Origin of the sequence: Kitasatospora sp. NPDC057904, assembly GCF_042887925.1 — a bacterium.
GTDB lineage: Bacteria > Actinomycetota > Actinomycetes > Streptomycetales > Streptomycetaceae > Kitasatospora.
Window position 1 is genome coordinate 1 of record NZ_JBHVOL010000047.1, and the last position, 11,281, is coordinate 11,281.

At 72.7% G+C, this 11,281-nt stretch carries 9 protein-coding genes; 1 reads left to right on the forward strand and 8 read right to left on the reverse strand.

The genetic code is table 11. The features are described from left to right. Positions 1 to 179: 179 nt before the first annotated feature. From ACFVSN_RS44385 to ACFVSN_RS44420, 8 genes are all read right to left on the reverse strand, one after another. Complete coding sequence (locus tag ACFVSN_RS44385) at positions 180 to 833, reverse strand: 4'-phosphopantetheinyl transferase (RefSeq protein WP_387959220.1); 654 nt, start codon at positions 831 to 833, stop codon at positions 180 to 182. A 97-nt stretch (positions 834 to 930) separates the two neighbouring features. Beyond that, positions 931 to 3,264, reverse strand: coding sequence for an arylsulfatase (locus tag ACFVSN_RS44390; protein ID WP_387959222.1), 2,334 nt, complete (start codon positions 3,262 to 3,264; stop codon positions 931 to 933). Beyond that, positions 3,261 to 4,865 (reverse strand): ABC transporter ATP-binding protein, encoded by a 1,605-nt coding sequence (locus ACFVSN_RS44395; protein WP_387959223.1) that lies wholly within the window; start codon positions 4,863 to 4,865, stop codon positions 3,261 to 3,263. The genes ACFVSN_RS44390 and ACFVSN_RS44395 overlap by 4 nt, the downstream gene beginning before the upstream one ends. Further along, complete coding sequence (locus ACFVSN_RS44400; RefSeq protein ID WP_387959224.1) at positions 4,862 to 5,698, reverse strand: ABC transporter permease; 837 nt, start codon at positions 5,696 to 5,698, stop codon at positions 4,862 to 4,864. Before ACFVSN_RS44400 ends, ACFVSN_RS44395 begins: the two co-directional genes overlap by 4 nt. Positions 5,699 to 5,702: 4 nt before the next feature. Beyond that, the gene (locus tag ACFVSN_RS44405; RefSeq protein WP_387959226.1) at positions 5,703 to 6,647 is read right to left on the reverse strand and encodes an ABC transporter permease; all 945 of its coding nucleotides are present in this window, start codon (positions 6,645 to 6,647) and stop codon (positions 5,703 to 5,705) included. A gap of 11 nt (positions 6,648 to 6,658) precedes the next feature. Then, positions 6,659 to 8,245 (reverse strand): ABC transporter substrate-binding protein, encoded by a 1,587-nt coding sequence (locus tag ACFVSN_RS44410; RefSeq protein ID WP_387959228.1) that lies wholly within the window; start codon positions 8,243 to 8,245, stop codon positions 6,659 to 6,661. Between the two features lie 53 nt (positions 8,246 to 8,298). Continuing rightward, entirely contained in the window at positions 8,299 to 9,273 is a 975-nt protein-coding gene (locus ACFVSN_RS44415) for a TauD/TfdA dioxygenase family protein (RefSeq protein ID WP_387959229.1), read from the reverse strand. Between the two features lie 476 nt (positions 9,274 to 9,749). Next, a complete protein-coding gene (locus tag ACFVSN_RS44420; protein ID WP_380447600.1) occupies positions 9,750 to 9,953 on the reverse strand; it encodes a hypothetical protein in 204 nt (67 codons plus the stop codon). 243 nt (positions 9,954 to 10,196) lie between these two features. Here ACFVSN_RS44420 and ACFVSN_RS44425 point away from each other — a divergent pair, with 243 nt between their 5' ends. After that, positions 10,197 to 11,147 (forward strand): phosphatidylinositol-specific phospholipase C, encoded by a 951-nt coding sequence (locus ACFVSN_RS44425; RefSeq protein WP_387959231.1) that lies wholly within the window; start codon positions 10,197 to 10,199, stop codon positions 11,145 to 11,147. Positions 11,148 to 11,281: the final 134 nt, after the last annotated feature.

An 11,281-nucleotide genomic window follows, 5' to 3' on the forward strand; every position in this document is an offset into this window, starting at 1 on the left:
TCTGTGGGTGGGGGGCTTGGATCGTTGGCAGTCTGAAAATCACCCGTCACGCCCCTCTCCGCGGCCACCCCCTCCGCCACCCCCTCCCGCAGCGCACCCTCTCGCTGGGGAGGGTTTGGGGGGAGGGGGGTGGTTGGGGTGGGTGCGTTGGTGCGGGGTGGTTCGGGCATGGGGATCGGTTACGGGGTGACGGCGATGGCCGTGGCCAGGAGGCCGTCGCGGACTGACCAGCGGCCCTCGAAGCCGTCTATGCGGCGGGTGCCGACGATCGGGCCGGGGACCAGGAGACGGGCTGTGAAGGTGCCGTCGGGGGAGAGGACGAGGTCGGCCTCGCTGGTGTCCAGGAACTTGCCGGTCAGCGGGAACCACGCCTTGTAGACGGACTCCTTGGCGCTGAACAGGATGCGGTCCCACGGGATGTCGGGGCGCAGCAGCAGCAGCGAGGCGATCCGCTTCTGCTCGTCGGGGAGGGAGATGATCTCCAGTACGTCGTCCGGGAGCGGCAGCGCGGGTTCGGCGTCGATGCCGACGGAGGCGAGGTCGGTGGCGCGGGCGACGACGGCGGCGCGGAACCCGTCGCAGTGGGTGAGGCTGCCGACGACGCCGTCCGGCCAGCTCGGCGCGCCCAGGTGGCCGGGGATGATGGGGCGGTAGGCGACGCCGAGGCGGGCGAGCGCGGCGCGGGCGCAGTGGCGGGCGGTGGTGAACTCGCGGCGGCGCTTGTCGACGGCCTTGGCGATGACGGCGGCCTCGGCGGGTTCGAGTCGGGCCTCCGGCGGGTCGTTGTAAGCGACTTCGGCCGCCACGACGTCCGGCAGCAGGTCCCCGATCAATGCGTCCTCCCCTGGGTCGGTCGCGCGGGCCCCGCCGCGTCCTGTCGAGCCTAACGCGGCGGGGCCCGTGGGAACCGGGACTTGGCGATCTTGGCGGCTATTCGAAGGCGGCTGCCGCCGCTTGCAGTGCCCGGGCGACGGTTTCCGGGTCGTACGGTGCCGGGTCGCCGGGCACGTAGGTCACCGAGTGGAGGGCGCCGGTGTAGCGGAAGGAGCGGTGGCGTTCGTGGACGGGCCAGGAGACCGGGGACTTGCGGTCGACGCCGACGCTGATGCCCTGGAACGGTGCCATGCCGATGAGTTGGTGGACGGGCCCGAGCCGGCCGGTCTCCGCGCCGTCGACGTGCAGGCGGAACAGCCACTTGAGGTCGGCGACGGCCTCGGCCGCGACGGTGACGAGCCGGCTGCCGGCCGGGAGCGGTCCGGCGTCGGTCTCGTGCAGCTCGCCGTACTGGTTGTAGGCGAAGCGGAGGCGGCCGTCCTCGACGTAGAGGCTGTAGCCGCCGCCCTGGTCGCCGTGGGAGACGAGCACGCCCTGGTCGCCGTCCCGGTGGTCGTCGAGGGCGACCTCGATCGTGAAGGAGCGGAAGGAGATCAGCCGGGAGGAGCGGTAGCGTTCCAGCTCGGGGGTGCCGGGCAGCAGCGTGACCGGGCGCCGCAGGCGTTCGGCCTCGGGCCCGCGCAGGGCGAGGGCCCCGCTGCCGTCGGCGAGCGGGAAGACGCCGTTGCGCCAGGCGGCGGCCTCCCAGGTCTCCGACAACTCCTTGACCAGGGCGGGGTGTTCGGCGGCGACGTCGTGGATCTCGGTCGGGTCGGTGCGCAGGTCGTACAGGGCCCACTCGCCGTCGTCGTACGGCGTGCCGGGGCGGTGCAGCGTCACGAGCTTCCAGCCGTCGCGGTAGTAGCTGCGGTTGCCGGTCATCTCGCAGTACTGCTCGGAGTGCGTACTGGCGGCGCCGCTGTCGCGCAGGACGGAGGTGAAGCTGATGCCGTCCAGGGACTGCACTGGTTGGTGGCTTCGGGTCGATGGCCGGTCTACGGCTGCGAGTTCGAGCAGCGTCGGCAGGATGTCGGTCACGTACTGGTACTGCGTGCGGACGCCGGTGTCGCCCTCGGTGCGGGGGAGGCCGGCGGGCCAGGAGAGGACGAACGGGACGCGGACGCCGCCCGCGTACGTCTGGCCCTTGTAGAAGCGGAACGGGGTGTTGGAGGCCATGCCCCAGCCGCGCGGGTAGTGGACGAGGCTCTGCGGGCCGCCGATCAGCTCGATCTCCTGCTCGACGTCCGGGTTCCAGTCGTCGGGGAGGTCCGGGTGGTGGACGAACCGGCTGAAGTAGCTGCGGGTGCCCTCCGGGCCGCCCTCGCCGGTGCCGCCGTTGTCGCTGGTGAACACGATGATGGTGTTGTCGAGTTCGCCGAGGGCGGCCAGGGTGTCGGTGAGCCGGCCGAGGTTCTGGTCGACGTTGTCGACCATCGCCGCGTACACCTCCATGTAGCGGGCGTACAGCTTCTTCTGGACGTCGGTGAGCTCGTCCCAGGGGCCGACGTCGTACCCGGCCTCGGAGTTGCGGTCGGGCAGTTCGGTGCCGGGCGGGAAGTGGCCGGCGGCGAGCTGGCGGGCGAAGCGGGCGGCGCGCAGTTCGTCCCAGCCGCCGTCGTAGTGGCCCTTGTGGCGGGCGAGGTCCTCGGGCTTGGCCTGGAGCGGGCCGTGGACGGCGTTGTGGGCCAGGTAGAGGAAGAAGGGCTTGTCCTCGTCGTGGGCGCGCAAGGACTTGACCATCGCGATGGCCTGGTCGGTGACGTCGTCGGTGTAGTAGTAGCCGTCGGGGAACTCGTCGATGTCCAACGGGCTGTTGTCGCGCACGAGTTGGTGCGGGTGGAACAGGCTGGTGAGGCCTTCGAGGACGCCGTAGTACTGGTCGAAGCCCTTCTGCAGCGGCCAGTTGGCACGGTCGTCGGCGGCGCTGGAGGCGGAGTCGCGGGTCAGGTGCCACTTGCCGACGGCGTAGGTGGCGTAGCCGGCGTCGTGCAGGAGTTCGGCGAGGGTGGGGATGTCGCCGGCGACCTCCATGCCGTAGCCGGGGAAGCCGGGGTCGGCGTTGGCGACGAAGGAGTAGCCAACGCGGTGCGGGTTGAGGCCGGTGAGCAGGGCCGCGCGGGCGGGCGAGCAGAGCGGCATGGTGTGGTAGCTGGCGAGTTTGACGCCGGTGGCGGCGAGCCGGTCGAGCGTGGGGGTGGGGATCTCGGCGCCGAACGGGCCGATGTCGCTGTAGCCCATGTCGTCGATGAGGACGACGACGATGTTCGGCGCGCCCTCGCGCGGGCGGACGCGGGCGGGCCAGGCGGGGGTGGACTCGCGGAAGGTGCGCCCGACGGTGCCGGGGAAGCCGGCGTACGGGTCGCGGCGGTGCGGGTCTGGAGAGGTGGTCACGCGGTGCTCCGGGTGGTGGGCCGGGCCTCGTCCGGACGGGGGACGGCGGCCAGGAGTTCGGCGGTGTACGGGTGTTCGGGGTTGGTGACGACGCGGTCGGCGGGGCCGGTCTCGACGATCCGGCCGCGGTGCATGACGGCGATCCGGTGGCTGACCCGGCGCACCACGGCGAGGTCGTGGGCGATGAACAGGACGGCGAGGCCGAGTTCGCGCTGGAGCCGGGTGAGCAGGTCGATGACCTGGGCCTGGATCGAGACGTCGAGCGCGGAGACCGGTTCGTCGCAGATCAGCACGCGCGGTTCGGGCGCCAGCGCCCTTGCGATGCCGATGCGTTGGCGTTGGCCGCCGGAGAAGGCGCGCGGGTGCCGGTCGGCCACCGCCGGGTCGAGGCCGACCTGGGTGAGCAGGTCGGCCACCCGGGCGGCGCGCGCGGCGCGGTCGCCGAGGCGGTGGGCGACGAGCGGCTCGGCGACGATCTGTCCGACGGTCATCCGGGGGTTGAGCGAGGAGTACGGATCCTGGAAGACCATCTGGATCTCTCGACGGGGCGTCCGGCCCAACGGTTCGCCGCCGTAGCGGATTTCACCGGCCGACGGGGCGTGGACCTGGACGAGCGCCTTGGCGAGCGTGGACTTGCCGGAGCCGGACTCGCCGACCAGGCCGAGCGTCTCGCCGGGGTGCAGCACGAGGTCGACGCCGTCGAGGGCGGTGACGGACCGGCGGCGGGAGCCGTAGGTCTTGCGCAATCCGTCGACGGTGAGCAGGGGTTGGGTGCCGGGGGTGCTGTTGGCGGCGGCCGTGGAGGGTTCATCGAGGCGTGGCACGGCTGACAGGAGTTGTCGGGTGTAAGGGTGTCGGGGGTCGGTGAGGATGTCGGCCGTGTCGCCCTGCTCGACGATCCGTCCTGCCCGCATGACCAGGAGCCGGCGGCAGGTGCGGGCGATCACGCCGAGGTCGTGGCTGATCACGACGAGGGCGGTGCCGCTCTCGCGGTTGATCCGGGCGAGCAGGCCGAGGATCTGCTGCTGGACGGTCGGGTCGAGCGCGGTGGTGGGCTCGTCGGCGACCAGCACCTCGGCGTCGTGGGCGAGCGCGAGGGCGATCATGATGCGCTGGCGCTGGCCGCCGGAGAACTGGTGCGGGTGGTCGCGCAGGCGGTCGGCGGCGTCCGGGATGCCGACCAGGTCGAGCAACTCGACGGCGCGAGCGGTGCGTTGGGCGCGCGGCAGCGAGCCGTGCGCGCGCAGCGCCTCGTCCAGCTGCCGGCCGATGGTGAGGACGGGGTTGAGCGAGGACATCGGGTCCTGGAAGATCATCGCGATCCGCCTGCCCCGCAGCGCCCGCAGCCCGTCCTCGGGAAGGCCGGCGAGGTCCTGCCCGGCGAGTTCGACCGAGCCCGTGGTGATCCGGCCGCCGGGGGGCAGCATGCGGAGCAGGGCGAGGGCGGTCGTGGACTTGCCGGAGCCGGACTCGCCGACGATCCCGAGGGTGTCGCCGGGGGCGAGGCCGAAGCCCGCGCCGTCGACGGCCGGGGGTTCGGCGGCGGTTCGGGTGCCGTCGAACTCCACGGTGAGGTCGGTGACTCGGAGCACGGGCGTCATCGGCGGATCCCCCGGTTCAGGGCCTCGGCGAGCAGGGTGAAGCCGAGCACCAGCGCGGTGGTGGCGGCGAGCGGCCCGGCGGCGAAGGCGGGGTGGGTGGCGAGGTAGGCGACGGACTGGCTGAGGATGCTGCCGAGGGTGGGGTCGGGCGGCCGGACGCCGAGGCCGAGGAAGCTCAGCGCGCCCTCGATGAACACGCCGACGGAGAGGGCGACGGCGGTCTGGACGATCAGCGGGTCCACGGCGTTCGGGACGACGTGCCGGAGGAGGACCCGCCGCCGGGTGGCGCCGCCGACGCGTGCGGCGACCGCGTAATCGCGTTCCCGCTGCACCAGGATCCCGGCGCGCAACTGGCGCCCGAAATAGGGGATTTCGGCGATCGCGATGATGACGACGACCGGCCAGCGGCCCGGTCCGAGCACGGCGGTGACGGCGAGCCCGAGGATCAGTCCGGGGAAGGAGAGCAGCAGGTCGAAGGCCCGCTGGACGGCGAGGTCGGCCCACCGGGAGGTGGCCGCGAGCAGCGCGAACGCGCAGCCGAGGAGCGCGCCGGCCGGCACGGCGAGCAGGACGATCCCGAGGTCGGCGGTGATCCCGTGCAGGACCCGGCTGAACAGGTCGCGGCCGAGGTCGTCGGTGCCGAGCGGGTGTCCGGCGCCCGGCCCGGCCAGGGCGAGCGGACCCTGGGCGTCCGGGTCGGCGTCGGTGAGCAGCGGGGCGAGCAGTCCGGCGAGGGCGGGCAGGCCGACGAGGGCCAGTCCGGCGAGGCCGCGCCAGGTCGACAGGCCTGTGAGGTAACGGTTTCGGCCAAGCGGAAGGGTGGTGGTGGTCATGGGGTCACTCCCAGCGGACGCGCGGGTCGAGCCAGGCGTGCACCAGGTCGGTGAGCAGCTGGACGGTGACGTAGACGGCGACGACGAGCAGCAGGAGGTCCTGCACGACGGGGTAGTCGCGGCGCGCGACGCCCTGCTCGATCAGCTGGCCGAGCCCGGGCCAGGCGAAGATGCGTTCCACCAGGACTGCTCCGGCGATGAGTTGGCCGATCTGGAGGCCCAGCACGGTGACCGCGGGCGGCAGCGCGTTGGGCAGGACGTGCTGCCAGAGGATGCGCCGGCGGGAGACGCCGAGGGCGGTGGCGGTGCGGACGTAGTCCTCGGCGAGGGCACGCTCGATGCCGTCCTTGAGGTAGCGGGCGAGGATGGCGGCGCTGGGCAGGGCGAGGCAGACGGCGGGCATGAGGAGGTACTGGACGGCCAAGTCCGGTGCGTCGAGCAGGGATTCGTGTCCGCCGGCCGGGAGGATCCGGAGCGAGACGGCGAAGACCAGCACCAGGAGCACGCCGGTGACGAACGGCGGGACGGCGAGGACGGCGGTCGTCACGGCCCGGACGGCGGCGGCGACCGGGCGGCGTCCGGTGGTGGCGCCGAGGACGGCCAGCGGCACGGCGATCAGCACGACCAGGAGCAGGGCCCCGGCGGTGAGTTGGACGGTCGCGGCGATCCCGTCGCCGATCAGGTCGGCGACCTGCCCGCCGATCGCGTAGCTGGGCCCGAGGTCACCGCTGATCAGGTGCCCGAGCCAGCTCAGGTACTGGCCGAACAGCGGCTGGTCGAGCCCGAGTCGGGCGCGGATGGCGGCGACGGCGGCGGGCGAGGCGTCCGGGCCGGCGAGCGTGGTGGCCGGGTCGCCGGGGATCAGCCGGAGGATGAGGAAGACGGGGAAGGAGGCGAGGACGAGGACGAGCAGCCCGCTGGGGAGCCGTTTGAGCAGGAAGGTGCGCACGTGCGGCTCCATCAGGCCGTGAGGTGGGCGTCGTCGAGGTTGAGGTAGCTGTACTTGTTGAGGGTCGCGCCCTGGACCTTGCGCCCGGCGACCTCGACGAGTCCGGCGATGGCGAGGTCGATGACGAACGCCTCGTCCAGCAGGACGTCGGTGATCTGCCGGTAGAGGGCCGCGGTCTCGGGGCCGTCGCCGGCGGGGCGGTTCCAGGCCTTCTGCACGATGTCGGTGTAGGCCGGCGAGGAGAAGTGCGAGCTGTTCCTGGCCTCGTTGAACGGGTAGGCGCTCACCGCCAGGGTGGCGGGCTGGAGTTGGGCGAAGCCGTGGCTGAGCGTCCACAGCGCGGGCATGGTCTGGGCGATGAGCTGCTTCTGCATGGTCGGCGAGTCGGTGGGCTGGAGGACGAGCTCGATGCCGACCTGCTTGAGGTCGTACTGGAGGATCTGCGCGATCGCGGTGGAGCCGGGGTCGGCGGTGTGCGCGAACGGCAGGGTGATCGTGCCGAGCCCGGCCTCCTTGAGCAGCGCGCGGGCCCGGTCGGGGTCGTGGTGGTAGTGGGCGGCGTCGGCGTCGCCGTACGCGGGTGAGGACTTGGGCCAGGGGACGGAGGAGACGGTGCCGTAGCCGCCGAGCGCCTGCTGGACGAAGCGGTCGCGGTCGATCGCCCATGCGATGGCCTGGCGGACGCGCTTGTCGCCGACGTGCTCGGCGGTGACGTTGGCGCCGATGTAGTAGGCGCCGGCGCCGGTGTCGTACTGCTTGATCCGGAACTGCGGGTCGTCCTTGAGCGTGGCGACGTCCTTGCCGCGGACGTTGTAGGACAGGTGGGTCTGGCCGGTCCTGAGGGAGGACAGCAGGGATTCGGGCTGCGGGATGATCCGGATCTCGACGCCGTCGAGGTGGGGCCGCCCCGGGTTCCAGTAGGCGTCGTTGCGGGCGAAGGTGAGCGAGGAGCCGGGTTTGCGGTCGGTGAGGGTGAACGGGCCGGTGCCGATCAGCTTCGCCCCGGCGACGGCCTCCTCGACGGTGTCGCGATCCGGGATGATCATGAACTCGAAGAGGTCGAACAGATTGCTCACCGGGTGTGCGAGGACCAGTGTCAGCTCGAAGTCGCCGTTCTTGCGGAAGTCGGTGACGGTCGCGGCGGTGGACCGCAACTGGGCCGAGCGGACCGGGTTCTGGAGGTTCTGCACCGCGAACACGACGTCGTCGGCGGTGAACCGCCGTCCGTTGTGGAACCGGACGTCCTCGCGCAGCCGGAGCGTCACGCTCGTGCCGTCCGGGGCGACCTGCCACGAGGTGGCGAGCTCCGGCTGCGGGCGCAGTTGGTCGTCGTACCTGGTCAGCGTGTTGAAGACGAGCCGCTGGACGAGCGTGTTGGCGCTCTGGGCGAAGAGCAGGCTCGGCGTGACGTCGACGCCGGTGCCCACCGTCAGGACGCCGCCCTTGCGCGGGCCGGCCGAGGCGTCGGCGGCCGGGGCCGCCTGGTCGGCCGCCGACCGGCAGGCCGCGAGGGCCAGCAGGCCGGCTCCGGCGGCGCCGCCGCGCAGCAGGGCGCGGCGGGTGAGGCCGGGGGCGGGGGGAGTGGTGGATGCGGTCATCGGGTGGGTCCTTCGGTGCTGGCGCAGGGACGGCGGTGGGCGTGGGCGCGGGGTCAGGCGGCCGGTTCGAGGTCCTCGCCGAGCTCCTTGTCGAGTTCCTCGTGGAGTTCCTCGGCAGGGACGAGGCCGGCCACGCGCGGCGGGTCGACGGGCGCCAGGAGCCGGCTCGGCGTGCCGTCGACGCCGATCGGGAGGTCGCCGTCCAGGGTGATTCGGCGCACCAGGCGGGGCTCGTCGCCGTAGTCGTTGACGGCGTAGTGCTGGGTCGCGCGGTTGTCCCAGATCGCGACGTCGCCGACCTGCCAGTCCCAGCGGACGGTGTTCTCCAGCCGCTCGACGTAGCGCTGGAAGATGCCGATCAGCGCCCGGCCGTCGGCGCCGGAGACGCCCTGGATGCTCTGCGCGAACGCGCCGAGCAGCAGGGTCCGTTCGCCGGTGACGGGGTGCACGCGGACCACCGGGTGCTCGGTCTTGAACGCGGTGGAGACGAACACCTCGCGGAACAGCTTCGCCACCTCGGCGTTGTCCGCGAGCTCGGGGCGCAGGGCGAGGTTCGCCGCGTAGTCGTAGTTGTTGGTGTGGACGGCGCGCAGGCCGTCGGCGAGGGCCTTGAGCGGCGCGGGGAGGTCCTGGTAGGCGGCGGCGGTGTTCGCCCACACCGTGCTGCCGCCGGCCTGCGGGAGTTCGAGCGCGCGGAGGATGGAGGCCTTCGGGTAGGAGGGGACGAACGTGACGTCGGTGTGCCAGTTGTTGGCCCGCACGCCCTTCGTGGCATCGAGCTCGAAGACGTACCGGCCGTCGGCGCTGGGCACGGTGGGGTGGCCGACCGGGTGACCCAACAGGCGGGCGAACGCCTCGTGTTCGGCGTCGTCGAGGTGCTTCTGGCCGCGGAAGAACAGCACCTTGTGCTCGTACAGGGCGGCTTCGAGGGCGGACACGGTGTCCGCGGGCAGGTCGCCGCCGAGGCGGACGTCGTGGACGATCGCGCCGATCCGGCCGGCGGCGGGGGTGAGGCGGAGGTCGGTCATGGTGGATGTCCCTTCGAATCCCCTGGCGGGGACGGGTGATGGCAGCAGCGGCCCGTGGTCCGGGCACGGCTCGGCCGGGGCGAGCGAGCGGGCGGGGTGGGGCGGCACGGCGGAGGGCGTGCGGGGAGCGGTCGGTGCGCTCGGGGGCCGGTGGGTGCGCCCGGAGGTGTGGGGCGGTCAGAGCGCCCGGGTGCCGCGACAACAGCGGCGGGCGGGGAGGGCGGCGGCGCGCGGGACGCGCTGGACGGCGGTGTGCACGGGCCCTCCTTCCGGCTCGCTGCGACGCGGTTCGGGGCTCATCGTGCTGAAGGCCGTGGGCCGATGTCAATCGGCATCTTGGCTGGTGGGAACGGGTGTTGCGGCGCTGTGACGGTGTGTTGCGGGATGTGTCGCGCGGTGGCGGGCGCGTGTTTCCGGGCAACGCGAAGCCGCCACCGGCGGTGTGTGCCGGTGGCGGCTTCGGTGGCGGACGCGGTCTACTGCCCCAGGAGCCGGGCGAAGTCCAGCCCGAGGCTGCCGAGCACCGGCAGTGCGCCGAGGTCGGTGACGGCGCCCACGGGGATGCTGTAGCCCTGGTTCACCTCGCGGACCTGGGGCGCGGCGGTCGCGGTCGCGGCGGTCGCGGCGGCGGGGACGGCGAGGGCGCCGAGGAGCAGGGCACTGAGCAGGGCGGTGCGCATGGGCGGGCCTCCGGAGGCTGGCGTGATGGCCTGACAACACCGGCGGCGGCGGTGCGGTCACGCGGCTTCGCCCCTTCGGCCGTATTCGTCATGATTCCCGACTTGTGTTCATGGCCGTACGGAGGCGGTTCGGTGAGGACCGTGCGCGCGTGAACCACCTTGCCCCCTGGGCACGTTGGAGCATAGTGAGAGCACCACTTCCTGCGGGCGCCCCGCCGGGCGCCCCCGAGTCCGGGAGTACGGATGAGCCTCATGCCCCGCCGCACAGCCCTGAAGGCCGGTGCCGCCGCGCTCGCCGCCGGCGCGCTGACCGCCCCCGCGACCGCCCCCGCCGTCGCGGCGGGCCGCGTGCCGCGCGCCGCGGAGGTCGACGACCGGGAGTGGATGGGCCGTCTCGACGACGGCGTCCCGCTGACCGGCCTGACCGTCCCGGGCACCCACGACTCCTGTTGCACGGACCCCCTCCACGGCACGGAGTGGTCGCACACCCAGAACTGGGGCATCCCCGACCAACTCCAGCGCGGCATAAGGTTCCTGGACATCCGCTGCAACGGACTCGAAGGCACGGCGAGCGAGTTGGGGATCTACCACAGCGACAACTACCAGTACATCCGGCTCCAGGACGTGCTCAACCAGTGCACCTCGTTCCTGAGCGCGCATGCGGGGGAGGTCGTGGTGATGCGGATCAAGAACGAGTACGCGGGCGGCAACCGGCTCGACGCGGCCGAGTTCCAGCGCCGGATCGACTACTACCTGGACGACTTCGGCTTCCGGCGCTGGTTCTGGACGGACGCCCGCTGGCCCGCCCTGGGCGAGGCGCGCGGGAGGATCGTGCTGGTGGCCGACTTCGAGAACCCGTGGTCCGTCATCCAGTGGTCCAGCGGCACCAACGACTGGTTCGACACCCAGGACCGCTGGGACGGCGTCGAGAACTCCCAGAAGGCGCGGCTCGTCACGGCCCAGTTCGACAAGGCCTTCCTGGACCCGGGCGCGACGCGGATGTTCGCGAACTTCACCAGCTTCTCCGGCGGTCTCGACTTCCCGCGGCACAACGCCCGGTTCATCATGCCCGAGGTGTTCGCCTACCTCGATGCGCGGAAGGCCGAGCGGGCCCGGTTCGGCATCGTCCCGATGGACTTCCCCGACCAGTACCCGGCGATCCTCCGGCTGCTGATCGACAAGAACTTCGTGTGAGGAGCCCGGGCCGCGGGTCGGGGCCGGTCCGTGGGGCCCCCCCCCCGGGCCGGGGGCGGGGCCCCGCGGGGGGGGACCGCCGCGCCCCCGGGCCCGGCCCCCGGGGGGGGGGGGGCACCCGGCGCCCCCGGGGC

Coding starts and splice junctions, on each gene's coding strand:
- ACFVSN_RS44395 (WP_387959223.1), bottom strand. CDS start 4,865: ATGACGCCCGTGCTCCGAGTCACCGACCTCACCGTGGAGTTCGACGGC.
- ACFVSN_RS44400 (WP_387959224.1), bottom strand. CDS start 5,698: ATGACCACCACCACCCTTCCGCTTGGCCGAAACCGTTACCTCACAGGC.
- ACFVSN_RS44410 (WP_387959228.1), bottom strand. CDS start 8,245: ATGACCGCATCCACCACTCCCCCCGCCCCCGGCCTCACCCGCCGCGCC.
- ACFVSN_RS44415 (WP_387959229.1), bottom strand. CDS start 9,273: ATGACCGACCTCCGCCTCACCCCCGCCGCCGGCCGGATCGGCGCGATC.
- ACFVSN_RS44420 (WP_380447600.1), bottom strand. CDS start 9,953: ATGCGCACCGCCCTGCTCAGTGCCCTGCTCCTCGGCGCCCTCGCCGTC.
- ACFVSN_RS44425 (WP_387959231.1), top strand. CDS start 10,197: ATGAGCCTCATGCCCCGCCGCACAGCCCTGAAGGCCGGTGCCGCCGCG.